The 19,417-nt window shown below is 62.3% G+C and carries 17 protein-coding genes and 1 tRNA gene; 13 read left to right on the top strand and 5 right to left on the bottom strand.

The genetic code is table 11. The features are described from left to right. The first annotated feature begins 105 nt into the window (after nucleotides 1-105). Nucleotides 106-903, top strand: coding sequence for a tetratricopeptide repeat protein (locus C3F38_RS18965; RefSeq protein WP_055317522.1), 798 nt, complete (start codon nucleotides 106-108; stop codon nucleotides 901-903). Between the two features lie 115 nt (nucleotides 904-1,018). Here the strand turns inward: C3F38_RS18965 and C3F38_RS18960 are convergent, their stop codons facing one another. After that, entirely contained in the window at nucleotides 1,019-1,939 is a 921-nt protein-coding gene (locus C3F38_RS18960) for an AraC family transcriptional regulator (RefSeq protein ID WP_055312008.1), read from the bottom strand. Nucleotides 1,940-2,044: 105 nt separating this feature from the next. Between C3F38_RS18960 and C3F38_RS18955 the strand changes: the two genes are divergently transcribed. After that, nucleotides 2,045-2,878: an oxidoreductase gene (locus C3F38_RS18955; protein ID WP_055312007.1), complete on the top strand. Its 834-nt coding sequence runs from the start codon at nucleotides 2,045-2,047 to the stop codon at nucleotides 2,876-2,878. Nucleotides 2,879-2,974: 96 nt separating this feature from the next. Here the strand turns inward: C3F38_RS18955 and C3F38_RS18950 are convergent. The 3 genes from C3F38_RS18950 to dpiA form a co-directional block, all read right to left on the bottom strand. Beyond that, nucleotides 2,975-3,050 (bottom strand) — tRNA-Asn (locus C3F38_RS18950). 114 nt (nucleotides 3,051-3,164) lie between these two features. Continuing rightward, complete coding sequence (locus tag C3F38_RS18945) at nucleotides 3,165-6,254, bottom strand: beta-galactosidase (protein WP_055317521.1); 3,090 nt, start codon at nucleotides 6,252-6,254, stop codon at nucleotides 3,165-3,167. Nucleotides 6,255-6,356: 102 nt separating this feature from the next. Beyond that, nucleotides 6,357-7,043 carry a two-component response regulator DpiA gene (gene dpiA, locus C3F38_RS18940; protein ID WP_021505854.1) on the bottom strand — a complete coding sequence of 229 codons (687 nt, stop codon included), beginning with the start codon at nucleotides 7,041-7,043 and terminating at the stop codon, nucleotides 6,357-6,359. A gap of 313 nt (nucleotides 7,044-7,356) precedes the next feature. On the opposite strand from dpiA, the gene citC reads away from it, so the two are divergent. From citC to dhbA, 11 genes are all read left to right on the top strand, one after another. Then, a complete protein-coding gene (citC, locus tag C3F38_RS18935; RefSeq protein ID WP_055317520.1) occupies nucleotides 7,357-8,427 on the top strand; it encodes a [citrate (pro-3S)-lyase] ligase in 1,071 nt (356 codons plus the stop codon). Then, the gene (citD, locus tag C3F38_RS18930) at nucleotides 8,427-8,735 is read left to right on the top strand and encodes a citrate lyase acyl carrier protein (RefSeq protein WP_019452464.1); all 309 of its coding nucleotides are present in this window, start codon (nucleotides 8,427-8,429) and stop codon (nucleotides 8,733-8,735) included. Before citC ends, citD begins: the two co-directional genes overlap by 1 nt. Next, nucleotides 8,719-9,639 carry a citrate (pro-3S)-lyase subunit beta gene (gene citE / locus C3F38_RS18925; RefSeq protein WP_055317519.1) on the top strand — a complete coding sequence of 307 codons (921 nt, stop codon included), beginning with the start codon at nucleotides 8,719-8,721 and terminating at the stop codon, nucleotides 9,637-9,639. The genes citD and citE overlap by 17 nt, the downstream gene beginning before the upstream one ends. Further along, nucleotides 9,639-11,144 carry a citrate lyase subunit alpha gene (gene citF / locus C3F38_RS18920; RefSeq protein ID WP_028130661.1) on the top strand — a complete coding sequence of 502 codons (1,506 nt, stop codon included), beginning with the start codon at nucleotides 9,639-9,641 and terminating at the stop codon, nucleotides 11,142-11,144. The genes citE and citF overlap by 1 nt, the downstream gene beginning before the upstream one ends. Before the next feature lie 3 nt (nucleotides 11,145-11,147). Further along, nucleotides 11,148-11,696, top strand: coding sequence for a citrate lyase holo-[acyl-carrier protein] synthase (citX, locus tag C3F38_RS18915; protein WP_038877989.1), 549 nt, complete (start codon nucleotides 11,148-11,150; stop codon nucleotides 11,694-11,696). Then, nucleotides 11,677-12,561 (top strand): triphosphoribosyl-dephospho-CoA synthase CitG, encoded by an 885-nt coding sequence (citG, locus tag C3F38_RS18910; RefSeq protein ID WP_038877991.1) that lies wholly within the window; start codon nucleotides 11,677-11,679, stop codon nucleotides 12,559-12,561. Before citX ends, citG begins: the two co-directional genes overlap by 20 nt. 25 nt (nucleotides 12,562-12,586) lie before the next feature. After that, nucleotides 12,587-14,050, top strand: coding sequence for an anion permease (locus tag C3F38_RS18905; protein WP_004940821.1), 1,464 nt, complete (start codon nucleotides 12,587-12,589; stop codon nucleotides 14,048-14,050). Between the two features lie 146 nt (nucleotides 14,051-14,196). Continuing rightward, nucleotides 14,197-15,426 (top strand): bifunctional glucose-1-phosphatase/inositol phosphatase, encoded by a 1,230-nt coding sequence (gene agp, locus C3F38_RS18900; RefSeq protein ID WP_038877993.1) that lies wholly within the window; start codon nucleotides 14,197-14,199, stop codon nucleotides 15,424-15,426. 161 nt (nucleotides 15,427-15,587) lie between these two features. Beyond that, complete coding sequence (locus tag C3F38_RS18895; protein WP_038877995.1) at nucleotides 15,588-16,280, top strand: 4'-phosphopantetheinyl transferase; 693 nt, start codon at nucleotides 15,588-15,590, stop codon at nucleotides 16,278-16,280. 189 nt (nucleotides 16,281-16,469) lie between these two features. Then, complete coding sequence (locus C3F38_RS18890; protein ID WP_055317518.1) at nucleotides 16,470-17,660, top strand: isochorismate synthase MenF; 1,191 nt, start codon at nucleotides 16,470-16,472, stop codon at nucleotides 17,658-17,660. A 100-nt stretch (nucleotides 17,661-17,760) separates the two neighbouring features. Next, nucleotides 17,761-18,519, top strand: a complete 759-nt coding sequence (dhbA, locus tag C3F38_RS18885) for a 2,3-dihydro-2,3-dihydroxybenzoate dehydrogenase (RefSeq protein WP_038878000.1) — start codon at nucleotides 17,761-17,763, stop codon at nucleotides 18,517-18,519. A gap of 1 nt (nucleotide 18,520) precedes the next feature. Here dhbA and rarD read toward each other — a convergent pair whose 3' ends face one another. After that, the gene (rarD, locus tag C3F38_RS18880; protein ID WP_039565258.1) at nucleotides 18,521-19,399 is read right to left on the bottom strand and encodes an EamA family transporter RarD; all 879 of its coding nucleotides are present in this window, start codon (nucleotides 19,397-19,399) and stop codon (nucleotides 18,521-18,523) included. Nucleotides 19,400-19,417 lie beyond the last annotated feature (18 nt).

The raw sequence follows: 19,417 nt of genomic DNA, 5'->3' as shown, positions 1-19,417 counted from the left end.
ACCTAAATATATACACATACCACCATCAATGGGTTTATAAATAAAGAAAATTACTCTATTGCCGATAACAGTTATAATTAAAATCTAGACTTGGATGATAAATAGATGTCGACATTGAACACTGAAAATAAAATCAAGATAACTGAATTAACAATGGTTTTTATTGCAACTCTCCCAATGGGAATAGCAAATATTTGGATAACAAAAAGTCAAAACGATGAAAGACTTGCTTTCGAGAGACAAAACGCGCAAAGTATTCTCTCCATTCAAAATAAAGAGTTATTCATAAAGAGTGCAGAGCAAGGTTTGAATTCACAGAAACTTGATATTGATTTTTTAAGAACAAGCTATGAAGAATGCCAAAAAGATGGAGAGTTATCAATTGGGAAAATAAAATCTTATGCTGATGCTTACTATTCTTCATCAGAAAAGAAAAATATCATGATTGCAAAGGTTCAAACAAACTGCTTATCAAAAAACAAAAATCAATCAGTAGGTAGCCAAGATAAGCCGACTTACAGCATCGAGCATTACAAGAGTCTTGGGTTCAACTATTTGCAAAATAAAAATTTTCTGGAGGCAGCAGAGTCATTCTCCCAGGCAACTAAAATGACACCCGTAGATGCTTCTTTGTGGAATCAAAAAGCTTATGCACAATTTAGAGCAGGAAATTATACTGATGCAATGAATAGTATTTCCATTGCGCTTAGGATTGGCAGTGATAATGATAAAGTAAGAAAATACATGGCCATTAATGCGGCTAAAATATTATGTGCGAAAGGGGATGTAAATGATGGGAGAAATTACATACAACAATCAATAAATGCCATTCCGGATTTAATGCTAATGGTTAAAAAAGATTCAGAGCTGGGTGGTGTTTGTAAAATTGATCTCAGTAAATAAAAATGTTCTTGTTGCTTCAAAATAAAGCATTTGTTTTGCTTATTTGTGAAAGTGGACGTAAGTAAAGTCCGCTCCTCGCTCATAGCGGACTATCGTTCGCCTGCCCAAATAAGCCTCAGTGCGACGAAACAAATACCGAGGCAGGCTGCGCGGGCGGAATGGCGAAGTGACGCTGCATGCGTTTTATCTCCTCTGCCGGTGGCAGGCCAAACAGACGTTTGAATTCGCGGTTAAATTGCGATGGGCTTTCATAGCCAACGGCGTAACTCGCGGCGGCGGCGGTGATTTGTTGGCGTACCATCAGCATCCGTGCCTGGTGCAGGCGTACCGATTTCACATACTGCATTGGCGGCATCTGCGTTATCGCCTTGAAATGGCTATGAAAGGTCGGCACGCTCATGCCGGCTCTTATCGCCAGCTGCGTCAGCGTTAACGGCTCCGCGTAAGCGGCATGGATGTGCTGCAACGCTTTACCGATTTTGCCAAACTGGCCCTGCAAGGCCAGCGCGGCACGCATTGCGTTGCCCTGTGCGCCTGTCAGCACGCGGAAATAAAGCTCACGCACCCGCGCCGGGCCGAGGATCGCCGCCTCAAGCGGGTTGGTCAGGACGTCAAGTAAGCGAAGTACGGCCATTTTTACCCTGTCGTCCATGGGGCTCGACATCATGCTTTGCGGCGCGACGGGAGGATGCGGGGCGCCATGCTGTTCAATCTGTAACATCAGTTCAGCGGCAAGCTGAAAATCCAGATGCATATAAATCGCCAGCAGCGGATGTGCTGACGACGCGTCGGTTTCCATCACAAACGGCACCGGCACCGAAACCGCCAGGTAGTGCTGCTCATCATATAAATAGGTCTGTTGACCGAAATAGCCGCGTTTGCTGCCCTGGCAGACGATCACGATCCCCGGATCGTAAAGCACCGGCGTTCTGGCAAGCGGGCGATCGGAACGTAAAATTCGCACATCAGGTAGGGCAGTGAGGTTGTATCCCTCTTGCACCGCAAGTTTATTCATCAGGGCAATCATGTCGGACATCCCACCACCTCATAAAATCAGGCAAGAAAAAGAGAAGATACGGCCTAAAAATGCGGCAGAGTAGAGAATACCATGCAACCTTCATGGTTCACGGGAGTTCTTTTTATGGCATCTGCAAAAACGATTTTAATCACCGGCGTCAGCAGTGGCTTTGGCCAGGCGCTGGCACGGGAAGCCCTCGCCGTAGGGCATCGGGTTGTAGGGACGGTGCGCAACAGCGAAGCACTGCAGGCTTTCGGCGCGCTCGATACGCAGCGGGCTTTTGGCTATCTGCTTGATGTCACGGACGTTGAGCGTATTGATGAGGTGGTTGGAAAGATTGAGTCCGCCGTCGGTCCAATAGATGTGCTGGTGAACAATGCCGGTTACGGCCACGAAGGCATTCTGGAAGAATCCCCGCTTGCAGAGCTGCGCCGCCAGTTTGACGTCAATGTGTTTGGCGCAGTGGCGATGATCAAAGCCGTGCTACCAGGCATGCGCCAACGCCGTCGCGGCCACATTATCAATATCACCTCAATGGGCAGTTTCATTACCTTGCCCGGTATCAGCTATTACTGCGGCAGCAAATTTGCACTGGAAGGGATATCAGAAACCTTAAGTAAAGAGCTTGCCCCGTTCAACCTACACGTGACCGCCGTGGCGCCGGGCTCGTTTCGGACGGACTGGGCCGGGCGTTCAATGGTACGCAGCCCTCGCTGTCTCCCGGACTATGACGCGTTATTTGAACCTGTTCGTCAGGCGCGCCAGGAAAAAAGCGGCAAGCAACTGGGCGATCCCGTGAAGGCGGCTCGCGCCATGCTGGCATTGATCGAGAGCCGGAACCCACCCACGCATCTGTTGTTAGGTAGTGACGCATTAAGTTTGGTGCGGCAAAAGCTTGAGGCGTTAGGCAAGGAAATTGAACAATGGGAGAAACTTACCCGTTCAACGGATGGCTGAACGGTTTCGGGTAGGGAGAGTGCAGGGGATCATCGATGATGACCTCCCAACAGCAAAAAGCCCGCTCAGGTTTCCCTGAGCGGGCTTCTCTAAATATGGCTCCTCTGACTGGACTCGAACCAGTGACATACGGATTAACAGTCCGCCGTTCTACCGACTGAACTACAGAGGAATCGTGTGAACGGGGCGAATAATAGCGAGGCGCCGTCGGCATGTCAAAGGCGGATTACACATTCTGTGACTGTTTGCTTACAGAATGCGCAACCCGTTGAGTTTTTTGGCAGATTTAGCTCTCTGGCGCCCGCTGCAGGCGCAGCTGATAGCGGTAAATGCCGGCGGTGAGCAGGTAATCCCGGTGCACGCTCGGGCTCCAGGAGTCGTCGCCGCCCACCCCCATATGGAAACCGTCCAGGTGCAGCCAGGTGCCCGCTTCCGGCTGCAGCAGATGCTGGTGGCTGCAGGCCATCAGCTGTTGCAGCCCGTAGCGGCTGAGCGAGAAGTGGAAGCGGCCGTCGATGCGCCAGCCGCCGTAGCGCAGGCTGCGGGTGTCGCAGCGCAGGCCGTTCTCGCCGGGGAAAATATACGGCGTGTGCAGATCCGCCAGCGGCAGGCGCCAGCGCCCGTGCTGCGCGGCCAGGCGGCGATCCGGGTAGTTCTCGTGCGGGCCCAGGCCCAGCCATTCCACCTGCGGCTGCACCGTCGCCAGTTGGCAGTGCAGGCCGATGCGCGCCGGCGGCGGCAGGGCGTCGGCCACCTCGACCTCCACGTTCACGCTCACCGCGCCCAGCGCGTCGAACAGCCACTGCTTGCGGCTAATCAGCAAAATCTGCTCGTCCACGCCGAACTGGTGTTCGCTCACCACCCGCACGCCGTTTTGCAGCGCATCGGCCTGCAGCCGCGTGCAGCGTTCCTCCAGCCGGTACAGGCCTGCCAGCTTCCAGCGTTCGACCCAGGCGTTGGGATCGATATGGTCCGCCTCGCTGACGCCGATGTCGTTATCGATCGGCGCGCGGGCAAAACCGTCGCGCAGCGGCGTCAGCAGCTGCGGCTGCTCATTCTGCCACCACTGCGTCAGATGGCCGCTGCTGCGCTCGAAGCGCCAGCGCTGGTCGCCGTGGGTGAGGGTCAGCCCCTGCTCGTTTTCAGTCAGCGTGGGCGGCACGCCCTGCGCCGGCGGCGGCGCGGGATGCAGCGCGCGCGGCACCCGCCACTGATCCCAGGCGCAGCGGTGGTGCGCTTCGGACCAGTCGGTGGCCTGCGGCTGCACCACCTCCACGTTCAGCCACAGCTCGCCGGGCTGATGCAGCATCGGCAGGCGATCGAGCAGGGTGAAGCTATGGCTGCCCTGCGGCGTCAGCGCCAGATCGAAGCTGCCGCTGGCGCGCTCCACGCCGTCCAGCTCCAGCCGCCAGTTGAGCTGCTCGTTGTCGGTGTGGCGGAACAGGTAATCGCTGGTGACGGTCAGCGTCAGCGAGGCGGCGTCGAAGGCGAAACGGAACAGCTGTTGCGCCCGCTGCGCTTCGAACAGCGCCGGATGCGGGGTGCGATCCGCGAACACCAGCCCGTTCAGGCAGAACTGGCGATCGTTGGGGGTATCGCCGAAGTCACCGCCGTAGGCCCAGTGTTCTTCGCCCTGGGCGTCGCGTTTGATCAGCGCCTGATCGACCCAGTCCCAGACAAAGCCGCCCTGCAGGCGCGGATGTGCGTGGAACGCGCGCCAGTAGCGCTCGAAACCGCCGAAACTGTTGCCCATCGCGTGGGCGTATTCGCACAGGATCAGCGGCCGCTGTTCCTCCGGCAGGCCGATCCACTTGCCGAGCGCCCATTTGGGCACCGCCGGGAACGGCTGATCCTGATCCACTCGCGCATACATCGGGCAGATGATGTCGGTAGCGGCGGTGTCGGCGCCGCCGCCTTCATATTGCACCGGGCGGGTCGGATCCTGGCTTTTCACCCAGCGGTACAGCGCGTCGTGGTTCACGCCGTGGCCGGACTCGTTGCCCAGCGACCAGATAATGATGCAAGGGTGGTTGCGATCGCGCTGCACCATGCGAGTGACGCGCTCGCTCATCGCCGGCAGCCACAGCGGATCGTCAGCCAGGCGGTTCATCGGCTGCATGCCGTGGGTCTCGATATTGGCTTCGTCCACCACGTACAGCCCGTAGCGGTCGCACAGCCGGTACCACAGCGGGTGGTTGGGGTAATGGGAACAGCGCACCGCGTTGAAGTTGTGCTGCTTCATCAGCAGGATGTCGTGGCGCATCGTCGCCTCGTCCATCACCTGGCCGTGGCGCGGATGATGCTCGTGGCGGTTAACGCCGCGGATCAGCAGCGGCTGCCCGTTGAGCTTCAGCAACCCGCCGCTGATTTCTACCTGGCGGAAGCCGACGTCATAGGCCTCCACCTCGATGACCTCCCCCTCGGGTGAGAGCAGGGCGACGGTGGCGCGATACAGCGCGGGCGTTTCGGCGCTCCACAGCGCCGGGCGTTCCACCGGCAGGCGCAGCGTGACCCGATCGTCATAGGCGCCGCGCTCGTCCACGATCTCGCCGCCGAGTGGCTGGGTGCGTTCGGCCACCCGTGTGCCATCGCGCCACAGCTGAACCTGCACCTGCAGCGGGCCGGGCCGGCTGGCGCGCGCCGTCACCACCAGTTCGCCGCGGGTAAAGCTGTCATGCAGCGGCGTGGTGATGCGCACATCGCTCAGGTGCGCGGCGGGTTTGTGCAGCAGGCTGACGTCGCGGAAGATGCCGCTCATGCGCCACATGTCCTGATCTTCGAGATAGCTGCCGTCGCACCAGCGCAGCACCATCACCGCCAGCCGGTTTTCTCCCGGCTGCAGCCACGGGCTGAGATCGAACTCCGCCGGCAGGCGGCTGTCCTGCGAATAGCCGACCCAGTGGCCGTTGCACCACAAATAGAACGCCGAGTTGACGCCGTCGAAGATGACGCGCGTCTGGCCGGCGGCCAGCCAGGCCGGATCGACGCTGAAGGTGCGCGAGTAGCAGCCGGTTGGGTTGTCTTCCGGCACGCGCGGCGGATCGACCGGGAACGGGTAGCGCACGTTGGTATAGATCGGCGCATCGTAGCCGGCGAGCTGCCAGTTGCTCGGCACCGCCAGCGGGGCGGCGTCCGGCAGATCCTGCTGCAGCCAGCCTTCCGGCGCCGCCTCTGGGCGCGGGAAATAGCTGAAGCGCCACTCGCCGTTCAGCGACCTGCGGCTGGCGCTGGGGGCGTCGTCGCGCGCGTCTTCCACCGTGCGCCAGCTGGCGAACGGCGGGTGGGCGTCCAGCCGGCGGGAGTGGGTGCAGGCCGGGTTTTGCCAGTCACGGCGGGCGAGGATCTCGGTCAGGGAAGCAAGGGGCGCAGCGGGCATCGGCGATCGTCCAGTCGGCTAGGTGATGCTCACCAAGATGCTGACCGGCGCATAAAAAGTAAAGCGGTTACACGCAACCTTGCAAGGGCGATCAAATAACCGTTAATGCGGTTCGCCGGCGCGGTAGATCCGCTGCGGGCGGCCGACCTTGCCGTAAATGATCTCGGCGCGCAGCTGCTGTGCGGCGGTGCAAAACTCCAGATAACGGCGCGCGGTGGTGCGGCTGAGCCCCATTTTTTGCGCAACGCTTTCAGCGGTGTGGCGCGCGGCGGGTTCGGCAAACAGCGCGCGGACCTTACCCAGCGTCAGCTCGTCGATGCCGGCGGGCAGCGCCGCCTGCTGTTCGCCGCGGGCGTAGGTGTTGAACATCTCGTCGATGCGGCGCTGGTTGAGGCGCGCTTTGTCCTTCAGCGCTTCGCGGCGTTGGCTGAAGCGCTGCAGGGTCTGGCTCAGCCGGTCATAGGCCAGCGGTTTGATCAGGTAGTCGAACACGCCGTAACGCAAAGCCTCGGCCACGGTGGCCATGTCGCTGGCGGCGGTGATGAACACGATGCCGCCGCGATACCCGCTCAGCGTCAGTTCGCGCAGCAGGGTGATGCCCTGGCCGTCGGGCAGAAAGTTGTCCAGCAGGATCAGGTCCGGCTTGAAACGCTCGGTCATGGCGCGCGCCTGCGCCAGGGTGCCGGCCAGCCAAATCTGGCGGCAGCCGCCGTTCTGGCGGATAAACTCCGCGTGCATTTCCGCCAGCGGCGTTTCGTCTTCAACGATCAGGATGTTCAGCCATTCCATAATGAAACCTGCTATTGCAATCAAGATGCTAAATGAATGTAAGTAAATTGCGGCGCCAAATAAAGATTATCTCAATAATAAACACCATAAGATTAATTAAGTAAATAAAGAACATTAAATAACTTATTAACCGGAATCGGTTTGTGAAATAGGTCAATAATCGGCGTTTTTTTTCTGTTTACCATTGATTTATCGAACGCGAGACGGCGTTTATCTCCATGGTTTTTAAGGTTTTAATTAGTCTTTATGATGTTAATTAAAATGCCTTTTTGTATTTAATTTGTTGTTTGCCAGTTAACCCAGAGAGCGTGTTATGTTAGGCGATGCCGTATTTAATCGGGTAAAGCGATCGGATCATAAAGCGATTTCGGAAATAAGCACCTTCTTGCGCAGTAACGATCTGAATATCGACACCACGGTTGAAATATTTATTACCGTTACCCAGCACGACAAATTGGTTGCCTGCGGCGGCATCGCCGACAATATTATCAAATGCGTCGCCATCAGCCCGCTGATGCGCGGCGAAGGGTTGGCGCTGGCGCTGGCGACCGAGCTGGTGAACCTGGCCTACGAGCGCCACCACACTCAGCTGTTTATCTACACCAAGGTGCAGAACGAGCCGCTGTTCCGCCAGTGCGGTTTCTACCCGATCGCCACCGTGCCGGGCATCGTGGTGCTGATGGAAAATAGCCCGTGCCGCCTGAAGCGCTACGCCGCCCAGCTGGCGAGCCAGCGCCGGCCGGGCGACATCATCGGCAGCATCGTGATGAACGCCAATCCCTTCACCCGCGGGCATCAGTATCTGGTGCGTCAGGCGGCCAAACGCTGCGACTGGCTGCACCTGTTTCTGGTGAAGGAAAACACCTCGCGCTTCAGCTATGAAGACCGCCGCCGACTGGTGCTGGCCGGCACCGCCGATATCCCCAACCTCAGGGTACACGAAGGCTCGCAGTACGTGATCTCGCGCGCCACCTTCCCCTGTTACTTCATCAAGGATCAGGGCGTGGCCGACGACTGTTACACCGAAATCGATCTGAAGATCTTCCGCCAGTATCTGGCGCCCGCGCTGGGCATTACGCACCGCTTCGTCGGCAACGAACCGTTCTGCGCGGTGACCGCGAAATACAACCGCGACATGCGCTACTGGCTGGAAACGCCGGCGCTGCCCAGCCCGCCGATCGCGCTGGTGGAAATCGAGCGTTTGCAATATCAGGGCACGGCGATCTCCGCCTCCTGGGTGCGCAAGCTGCTGGCGGCGGGGGACTTCCACGCCGCCGCGCCGCTGGTGCCGCCGGACACCCTGTACTACCTGCAGGATCTGCAAACGCAGCGCCGGGCCAAGGCGGCCCCGCATCCTTTTGAGTCCGCACAATCAGGTGAATGATGAAAATTATCCGAGAAGCAATGGCCGGCACGCTGGAATCCAGCGATGTCATGGTGCGCATCGCGCCCGCCGAGGGGCCGCAGCACGATCTGTTGATCGCCAGCAGCGTGGAAAAACAGTTCGGCGCGGCGATCCGCCACACCCTGCTGGAGGTACTGCAGCGCTATGAGGTGGAGCCGGTGCAGGTGATCGTCGACGACAAGGGGGCGCTGGACTGCGTGCTGCGCGCCCGGCTGGAAACGGCACTGATGCGCGCCTGCGAGGGCGGCCAACTGCCGTGGGAGGCGAAAGATGAAAACGCTGAATAAAAGCCGGCTGCGCCGCAGCATGTTGTTCGTCCCCGGCGCCAACGCGGCGATGGTCAGCAACGCCTTTATCTACCAGGCCGATGCGCTGATGTTCGATCTGGAAGACTCGGTTGTCCTGCGTGAAAAAGATGCGGCGCGCCGGCTGGTGTACCACGCGCTGCAGCACCCGCTGTACCAGGAGGTGGAAACCATCGTGCGCGTCAATGCGCTCGACTCCGCCTACGGCCTGGCGGACCTGCAGGCGGTGGTGCGCGGCGGCGCGGACATCGTGCGCCTGCCGAAGACCGACAGCGCGCAGGACGTTGTCGACATGGAGCGCGAGATTGCCGCCATCGAAGCGGCCTGCGGCCGGCCGGTCGGCAGCACCGGGCTGCTGGCGGCGATCGAATCGGCGCAGGGCATCACCAACGCGGTGGCGATCGCGCATGCTTCGCCGCGGCTGATCGGCATCGCGCTGGGGGCGGAAGACTACGTGCGCAACCTGCGCACCGAGCGCTCGCCGGAGGGCATCGAGCTGCTGTTCGCCCGCTGCTCGTTGCTGCAGGCGGCGCGCGCCGCCGGCATTCAGGCGTTCGACACCGTCTATTCCGACGCCAATAACGAGGCCGGCTTCCTGCAGGAAGCGGCACTGATCAAACAGCTCGGCTTCGACGGCAAATCGCTGATTAACCCGCGCCAGATTGAGCTGCTGCACAACCTGTACGCGCCGACCGCCAAAGAGGTGGCGCACGCGCAGCGGGTAGTGGACGCCGCCGAAGCGGCGGAGCGAGAAGGGCGCGGCGTGGTGTCGCTCAACGGAAAAATGGTCGACAGCCCGGTGATTGAGCGCGCCCGGCTGGTGCTGGAGCGCGCCGCGCTGTCCGGCTTACGGGAAGAACCGGCGCAGCACGGGGAGGAAGCATGATGAACCGCCAACAACGATTGATGACCTTCGCCAACCCGGCGGATCTGCCGGGCTATCAGGACGTGTCCAAAGCCAACCTGCAGGCGCGCAAACCGCGCGATCTCAAGCTGTGCGACTCCTTGCAGGAAGCGGTGCGCCGCAGCGGACTGCAGGACGGCATGACCATTTCCTTCCACCATGCGTTTCGCGGTGGCGATTTGGCGCTCAATCAGGTGATGGAGACGCTGGCGGCGATGGGGTTCCGCAACCTGACGCTGGCGTCCAGCTCGCTGACCGACTGCCATGCGCCGCTGGTTGAGCATATCCGCCACGGCGTGGTGAGCCGCATCTACACCTCCGGGCTGCGCGGCCCGCTGGCGGACGCCGTTTCGCGCGGCCTGCTGGCGGAGCCGGTGCAAATTCACTCGCACGGCGGCCGGGTCAACCTGATCGAATCCGGCGAGCTGAAGATAGACGTGGCCTTCCTTGGCGTGCCGGCCTGCGATGAGTTCGGCAACGCCAACGGCTACAGCGGTGAAGCCTGCTGCGGCTCGCTCGGCTATGCGCGGGTGGACGCCGAGGCGGCGGGCACCGTGGTGCTGCTGACCGAGCAGCTGGTGCCGTACCCGCATCATCCCGCCAGCCTGGCGCAGGATCGGGTGGATCTGATCGTGCAGCTGGAGCGGGTGGGCGACGCCGACAAGATCGGCGCCGACGCCACGCGCATGACCTCGAACCCGCGCGAGCTGCTGATCGCCCGCCGCGCCGCCGAGGTGATCGCCGGTTCCGGCTACTTCACCGAAGGCTTCTCGCTGCAAACCGGCACCGGCGGCGCCTCGCTGGCGGTGACCCGGTTCCTGGAGGACAAGATGCGCGCCCGCGGCATTCGCGCCGCGTTCGCCCTCGGCGGCATCACCTCGACCATGGTGGATCTGCACGAGAAAGGGCTGATCGGCAAGCTGCTGGACGTGCAGAGCTTCGATCGGGCGGCGGCGACCTCGCTGGCGCGCAACCCGCGCCATATCGAAATCAGCGCCAACCAGTACGCCAACTTCAGTTCCAAGGGCGCGTCGGTCGATCGGCTCGACGTGGTGGTGCTGAGCGCGCTGGAAATCGACACCGGCTTCAACGTTAACGTGCTGACCGGCTCCGACGGCGTGCTGCGCGGCGCGTCCGGCGGCCACTGCGATACCGCCGCCGCCGCGCGGCTGGCGATCATCGTTGCGCCGTTGGTGCGCGGGCGCATCCCGACGCTGGTGGAGCAGGTGACTACCTGTGTCACGCCGGGCTCCAGCATCGACATTCTGGTGACCGACCACGGCATCGCCGTCAACCCGGCGCGGCCGGAGCTGGCGCAGCGTCTGCGGGAGGCCGGCCTCGAGGTGGTGAGCATCGACTGGCTGCGCGCCCGTGCGCTGCAGCTGACCGGCGAACCGCAGCCGATCGCCTTTACCGACAAGGTGGTGGCGGTGGTGCGCTACCGCGACGGCTCGGTGATCGACGTGGTGCATCAGGTGGCGGAGTAAGCGATGGCCGCCGTCGATCCCCAACTGGCCGCCGAACGTGCGGTCAGCCTGCCGGCGCTGCTCACCAGCCGCGAATGCCGCCAGGCGCGGCAGCAGGCATGGCTGGCGCAGCACGAGTGCACGCTGCTGGTGCTGACGCTGGTGGTGCCCGGCCCGGTGAAGGACAGCGCGCTGACGCGCGGCATCTTCAACCTGGGGTGGACGGCGCTGCTGCGGCTGTGCGCCGAACAGGGTTGGCCCAGCCCGCAGGCCGAGGCGCTGGCGCTCTCCACCGGCTGCGAAGGGTTTGTCGCGCTGCGCGCCGATGCCCAGCGGGTGAAGGACTGCGCCATGCAGCTGGAGGTGAGCCGCCCGATCGGCCGGCTGTGGGATATCGACGTGCTGGATACGCAGGGGCGCATTTTGTCGCGCCGCGACATCGGCCTGCCGGAACGGCGCTGCCTGCTGTGCGGCCAACCGGCCAAGATCTGCGCCCGCCAGCGGCGGCACAGCAGCGAGCAGCTGCTGCATGAAATGGAAAGGATGTTCAACGATGCGATCTCTGCCGATTAACCTGCCCGCCCACCGTGCCGAACCGGCCTGCGACTTCGCCCGCGCCGCTTTCCGCGCGCTGCTGGTGGAAGTCAACCTCACGCCCAAGCCGGGGCTGGTGGATCGCCATAACACCGGCGCCCACCGCGACATGGATCTCGGGCACTTCTATCGCAGCGCCCGCGCCATCGGCGTGTGGCTGCCGCGCTTTATCCAACGCGGGCGCGAAGACGCCACTTTGCCGGCAGAGCAGCAGCTGGCGCGGCTGCGGCCGCTCGGCCTGGCCTGCGAAAACCAGATGTTTCGCGCTACCGGCGGCATTAACACCCACAAGGGCAGCGTGTTCTCGCTCGGGTTGCTGTGCACCGCCTTCGGCCGCCTGCAGCAGCAGGGCCGCGCCATCGGCGCCGAAGCGCTGTGCGCCGAGGTGGCGGCGATGTGCCGGGGGCTGGTGGATCGCGAGCTGCGGCGCAACAACGCCGGGCAGACCGCCGGCCAGCGGCTGTTCGCCGCACACGGGCTGAGCGGCGCGCGCGGCGAGGCGGAGGCCGGTTTCCGGCTGGTCATTGACGGCGCGCTGCCGCTGTATCGGCAACGGCTGGCCGGCGGCGACGACGAACAGCGGGCGCTGCTGGACAGCCTGCTGTGGCTGATGGCCCACAACGACGACACCAACGTCGCCTCGCGCGGCGGCCTGCACGGGCTGCGCTGGCTGCGGCGCCGGGCGGCATTGCTGCTGGCACAGGGCGGCTCGGCGGGGGAGGCGGGTCTGGCGCGCCTGCGGCGCTTCGATGCCGACTGCATCGCCCGCAACCTCAGCCCCGGCGGCAGTGCCGACCTGTTGATAGTGACCTGGCTGCTGGCGCAGCTGGGTGCCCAAGAATAATAACCAAGCCTTCAGGAGAGTCCCTATGTCCCAAACCCAGGAAAAGATCTGGAAAGCGATAGCACCGCTGGCGGTGCTCGCGATCCTGTTATTGATACCGGTGCCCGACGGCATGCCGCCGCAGGCCTGGCACTACTTCGCCATCTTCGTGGCGATGATCGTCGGCATGATTCTGGAGCCGATCCCGGCCACCGCCATCAGCTTTATCGCAGTGACCGTCAGCGTGCTGAGCGCCAACTGGGTGCTGTTCGGCGCGCAGGAGCTGGCGGAGCCGGGCTTCAAGGCCGGTAAAGAGGCGCTGAAATGGGGGCTGGCGGGCTTCTCCAGCACCACCGTCTGGCTGGTGTTCGGCGCCTTTATCTTCGCGCTGGGCTACGAGGCCACCGGGCTGGGGCGGCGCATCGCGCTGTTCCTGGTGAAGTTCATGGGCAAGCGCACGCTGACGCTGGGCTATGCGGTGGTGATCATCGATATCCTGCTGGCGCCGTTCACGCCGTCCAACACCGCGCGCACCGGCGGCACGGTATTTCCGGTGGTGAAAAACCTGCCGCCGCTGTTCGATTCCTTCCCCAACGATCCCTCTTCACGCCGCATCGGCGGTTACCTGATGTGGATGATGGTGGTCGGCACCAGCATCAGCTCCTCGATGTTCGTCACCGGCGCCGCGCCGAACGTGCTGGGCATCGAGTTCGTCGGCAAGATCGCCGGGGTGCACATCAGCTGGATGCAGTGGTTCCTGGCGTTCCTGCCGGTCGGCCTGCTGCTGCTGATCATCGCGCCGCTGATCTCCTACTACCTGTACAAACCGGGCGTGACCCACAGCAGCGAAGTGGCCGCCTGGGCGGATACCGCGCTGGGGGAAATGGGCAAGCTGACGCGCAAGGAATACACCCTGATCGGCCTGGTGCTGCTCAGCCTGTGCCTGTGGGTGTTCGGCGGCAAAATGCTGGACGCTACTGCGGTGTGTCTGCTGGCGGTGTCGCTGATGCTGGCGCTGCACGTGGTGTCGTGGAAAGAGATCACCAAATATTCCAGCGCCTGGAACACGCTGGTTAACCTGGCGACGCTGGTGGTGATGGCCAACGGCCTGACGCGCTCCGGCTTTATCGACTGGTTCGCCCAGACCATGAGCACCCACCTGGACGGCTTCTCGCCGAACATGACGGTGGTGGCGCTGGTGCTGGTGTTCTATTTCGCCCACTACCTGTTCGCCAGCCTGTCGGCGCACACCGCCACCATGCTGCCGGTGATCCTGGCGGTCGGTAAAGGGTTGCCGGGCGTGCCGATGGAGCAGCTGTCGATGCTGCTGGTGCTGTCGATCGGTATCATGGGCGTGCTGACGCCGTACGCCACCGGGCCGGGGGTGATCATCTACGGCTGCGGCTACGTGAAGTCGAAAGACTACTGGCGCCTGGGCGGCATTCTCGGCGTGGTGTACATCGCCGCGCTGCTGCTGATCGGCTGGCCGATCATGAGCCTGTGGTACTGAGTTGAAGCCACGCGGCCACCGCCCGGTGGCCGCGGTTACGATCCTTTCCCGTGAACCCTGTCACACACTTGTCACACTAACCCCGCCATCATACTTGGGCAAACGCTAACACCTTAAAAATAATCATTTTCCGGGAGCCTCTGCGGATGAGAAAAAAAACGTTATTGCTGTGCCTGCCTTTGTTATTCACCGGGAACGCGCTGGCGGAAGCCGGCGGTTATCAGCTGGAACAGGTGCTGGTCATGAGCCGCCATAACCTGCGCGCGCCGCTGGCCAACAACGGCAGCGTGCTGGCGCAGTCTACGCCGAAGGCCTGGCCGGCCTGGGAAACGCCGGGCGGCCAGCTGACCACCAAGGGCGGGGTGCTGGAAGTGTATATGGGGCACTACTTCAACGCCTGGCTGAAGCAGACCGGCCTGTTGCCGCAAGAGGGTTGCCCGACCGCCGGCAGCGTGTACGTCTACGCCAACAGCCTGCAGCGCACGGTGGCCACCGCGCAGTTCTTCAGCAACGGCGCGTTCCCCGGCTGTGACGTCAGCGTGCACCATCAGGACAAGATGGGCGAGATGGATCCGACCTTCAACCCGATCATCACCGACACCAGCGAGGCCTTCAACCAGCAGGCGTTGGCGGCGATGAACGCCGCGCTGGGCTCGCTGAAGCTGGACGCTTCTTACCAACAGCTGGCGAAGATCATCGACTACAAGGATTCCGCCGCCTGCAAGACCGACAAACACTGTGACCTGACCAAAGAAACCAGCGTGATGAGCGCGGTGCCGGGCAAAGAGCCGGGCGTTTCCGGCCCGCTGCGGGTAGGCAACTCGCTGGTGGACGCCTTTATGCTGCAGTATTACGAAGGTTTCCCGATGAAAGAGGTGGCCTGGGGCAAAATCGCCACCCCGCACCAGTGGCAGCAGCTGGCGCAGCTGAAAGACGGCTATCAGGACTCGCTGTTCACCTCACCGGTGGTGGCGCAGAACGTTGCCAAGCCGCTGCTGACCTACATCAACAACGCGCTGCTCGGCGAGCGCAAACCGGACGCGCCGAAGCTGACGGTGCTGGTCGGCCACGATTCCAATATTGCCTCGCTGCTGTCGGCCATGCAGTTCCAGCCGTATCAGCTGCCGCAGCAATACGAGAAAACGCCGATCGGTGGCAAACTGGTGTTCCAGCGCTGGCGCGACGCGCAGAACGACCGTGAATTGCTGAAGATCGAGTACGTCTATCAGTCCACCGAACAGCTGCGCAAGGCGACGCCGCTGACGCTGCAAACCCCGCCGCAGCGGGTGACGCTGGCGCTGAAAGGCTGCCCGATCGACAAGGACGGTTTCTGCGCCTGGAGCGATTTCGAAAAGACCATGAAAGGCATCTTGTAATGCTCAGCCTCTCTCCCGAATGCGGGGGAGAGGCCTCTCCCCATCCCGGCTAACGCGCCGCTGTGCGGGCCTTAACGCCATTTATTTTGCCCAGGGTCATTGTTGCAGGCCGTTTCGGGGGCTAACATCATCAGCCTGCCTGCTTATCATGGATACCGCCGTTGCCTACTTTTATCCGCCATATCGAATTTTTCACGCCGGACGGCTATCCGGGCCAGGTGGCGCGCTGCCATTTTGCGCTGGCGGAGTATCGTGACGAGAGTTTTCCCGAGGCGGGCTTTGCGCTGCCGGATCATCTGGCGCGCGCGGTGCCGAAGCGCCGCGCGGAGTATCTGGCCGGGCGTTTTCTGGCGCGGCAACTGTTGGCGCCGCTCGGTTTTGCCGATTTCACCCTGGCGCGCGGCGAAGATCGCGCGCCGCAGTGGCCGCCGGGCATCGCCGGGGCGCTGAGCCATAATTCTGATACCGCGCTGTGCGCCGTGCACCGCGAGAGCGGGCTGGGCGGCGTTGGGCTGGATGTGGAGACGCTGCTCTCCGACGTGCGGGCGGAGGAGCTGTGGGGCGCGATCGTTTCGGCGGGGGAGCGCGAGGCGTTGCTGCGCGAGGCGCTGCCGTTCAATGAACTGCTGACGCTGACGTTTTCCGCCAAAGAGAGCCTGTTCAAGGCGCTTTATCCGCAGGTGCGCTGTTACTTCGATTTTCTCGATGCGCGCATGGTCGCCGTGGATATGCAGCGGCAGACGTTTGTATTAGCGCTGCTTAAGACGTTGACGCCAAATTGCCCCGCCGGCCGCCGGTTTAACGGGCGCTTTTGGCGTGAAGGTGACGACGTCACGACTTTTATTTTCTGCTAAAACACAATCATAACAGTGTGTTATTTCTTACTTTGCCGTAACGCGGATTTGCCGCAGCGGGCGGAAAGATTCATTCATCGGAGATTGACCCACGGTGGGGATCCGGTGTAATTTATCCTCCTTTTATAGCTAATGATAATTATTCGCATAAACATTATCATTGGTAAGGCGCAACAAAGGAGTGGTCTAGTGGCGACACTGACGACAGAAAACCAAACCTTCCCCGGGTTTGTGTACGCCGAACAATCGACCTTTTTGTACCGGTCCGAATTCCGTTCCCTCTTCGCCGATGGCGTGTTCGAGCGTATCGAGACGCCGGCGTTCGGCGGCGAGCAGGAAGGCAGCGCGCTGGCGCAGCATATCCGCCAGGTGCTGGCGCGCGCCAAAGCCGCCGGCCAGGAGACGCCGGTGGTAGTGGGCGCCATTCCGTTCGATACGCGCCGGCCTTCCAGACTGTACGTGCCTGAAAACTGCCAGTTTGTCGCCAACGACAGCTTTACCCGCGCCGCGCGCCCGATGCTGCAACAGGCGCATCGCCTGGCCGCCTGCACCAGCATTCCGGACGAGCCGCGCTTCAAGCACGCGGTGGCGGAAGCGGTCAGCCGCTTTAAACAGGGCAAGCTGGACAAGGCGGTGCTGTCGCGCATCCTCGACATCGAGCTGGAGCAGCCGGTGGCGGGCCACCAGATCCTCAATAACCTGATGGTGCAGAACCCGACCGGCTACCACTTTTCCCTGCCGCTGGCCGATGGCGGCGTGCTGATCGGCGCCAGCCCGGAACTGCTGATCCGCAAGCAGGGAGGCGAGATCCACACCAATCCGCTGGCGGGCTCGGCGCGCCGTCAGGACGATCCGCAGCAGGATCGCCTCGGCAGCGAGCGCCTGATGCGCTCGACCAAAGACAAATACGAACACAAGCTGGTGATCGACGACATTCGCCGCCACCTGGCGCCATTGTGCGCCAGCCTGAGCGTGCCCAGCGGCCCGTCGTTGCTCAGCACCGGCACCATGTGGCACCTGTCCACCCGCATTCGCGGCGAGCTGCTGAACCCGAATCTCAACGTGATGCAGCTGGCCTGCCTGCTGCATCCGACGCCGGCGCTGTGCGGCTTCCCGACCGAGAGCGCCCGCCAACTGATCGCCGATCTGGAACCGCACGATCGCGGCCTGTTCAGCGGCATCGTCGGCTGGTGCGACGCCAACGGCGACGGTGAGTGGGCGATCGTCATCCGCAGCGGCCTGCTGCGCGGCAACCGGGTACGGCTGTTCGCCGGCGCGGGCATCGTCGCCGCCTCGACGCCGCAGTCCGAGTGGATGGAAACCGCCGCCAAACTGGGCACCATGCTCAACGCTTTCGGCCTGAACAGCGGCGCGCTGTAGGCCTCTTTGCGGCGCAGTGCGCGCCGCGTCATACGCTTTCGCAGGAGACAACGATGAACAACAACATGACCCGGCAGCGTGCCCGGATGGCGGTGTGCGCATGAGCATTCAGATGGACTTCACCGGCAAACGCGTGTGGGTGACCGGCGCGGCGCGCGGCATCGGCGAGCAGATCGCCCGGCATTTTTTGACGCAGGGCGCCGAGGTGGTGGGATTTGACCGCGAGTTCGCCAACCCGGATCTGCCTTACCCTTGCGTGATGCTGGACATCAGCCGGCCGGAGCAGGTGGAGGCGGTGTGCCGCCAACAGCTGGCGGAGAACCCGCGACTGGACGTGTTGGTCAACGCCGCCGGCATTCTGCGCATGGGCAATACCGAAGATCTGAGCGTGGATGACTGGCATCAGTGCATCAACGTCAACGCCTCGGGGGCGTTCTACCTGTTCCGCGCCGTGCTGCCGCACTTCAAGGCGCAGCGCAGCGGGGCGATCGTCAGCATTGGTTCCAATGCCGCGCACGTACCGCGCGCGCAGATGGCGGCCTACTGCGCCTCCAAGGCGGCGCTGACCAGCCTGAACCACTGTGTGGGGTTGGAGATGGCGCCGTTCGGCGTGCGCTGCAATCTGGTGTCGCCGGGCTCGACCGACACGCCGATGCAGCGCGGCATGTGGCAGACCGACGACGCGCAGCAACGCACCATCGCCGGTTTCCCCGAGATGTTCAAGCTGGGGATCCCGCTGGGCAAAATCGCCCGCCCGGATGAGATCGCCAACGCGGTGTTGTTCCTGGCCTCCGATTTGGCCAGCCACATCACCATGCAGGACATCGTGATCGACGGCGGCGCCACGCTGGCCGCCTGAGTCAGACCCGCTGGCGGCGCAGCAGGTGCTGCGCGCCTTCCGCCGCCAGCAGCAGCACCGCCAGCCAGATAGCCAGATAGGTCGGCCATTCGCTTTGGCCGATGCTTTCGCCGAGCAGCAGCGCGACGATCACCAGCAGCACCGGTTCCACATAGCTCAGCAGGCCGAACAGGCTGAACGGCAGCAGGCGGCTGGCGAGGATGTAACACACCAGCGCCACGGCGCTGATGACGCCGAGCAGCGGAATGCGCCAATACAGCTCGGCATTGATCTGCAGCGCCGCCGCGCCGCCGTCGCCGAAGGCAAACCAGGCCGCCGCCGGCAGCATCAGCGCCAGCTCGCACCACAGCCCGCCGAGATTGTCGGTGCCGAAACGCCGCCGCAAAATAAAGTAGAGCGGATAGCCCAGCGCCACCACCAGCGTCGGCCACGAGACGCCGCCCGCCTGATACAGCTCATTGCCCACCCCCACCATGGCGCACGCCACCGCCAGCTTTTGCAGCAGCGACAGCCGATCGCGGTAGAAAAAACGGCCCGCCAGCACCATGGTCAGCGGCAGCAGAAAATAGCCGAGCGACACGTCGAGCGCCTTGCCGTGCAGCGGCGCCCACAGGAACAGCCACAGCTGCACCCCCAGCAGCGCCGAGGTGAGCAGCAGGCCCAGCAGGCGCTGCGGCCGTTGGCCGATCCAGGCCAGCGTGTCGCCCACTTTGCGCCAATCGCCGGACAGCGCCATAAACAGCGTCAGGAACGGCAGCGTCAGCAGCGTGCGCCAGCCGTAGACCTGTTCGCCGTTCAGCGGGGTGAGGGTAGAGGTGAAGTAATACATCGCGCCGAACAAGATGGAGGCGACGACCGAAAGAGTGATGCCCTTAATCACACGCATTCCTGGTGAGTG

Origin of the sequence: Serratia sp. SSNIH1, assembly GCF_002935055.1 — a bacterium.
Lineage (GTDB): Bacteria > Pseudomonadota > Gammaproteobacteria > Enterobacterales > Enterobacteriaceae > Serratia > Serratia nevei.
Note: the sequence above shows the minus strand (reverse complement) of the source record. Positions and strands in the feature narration are given on the sequence as shown.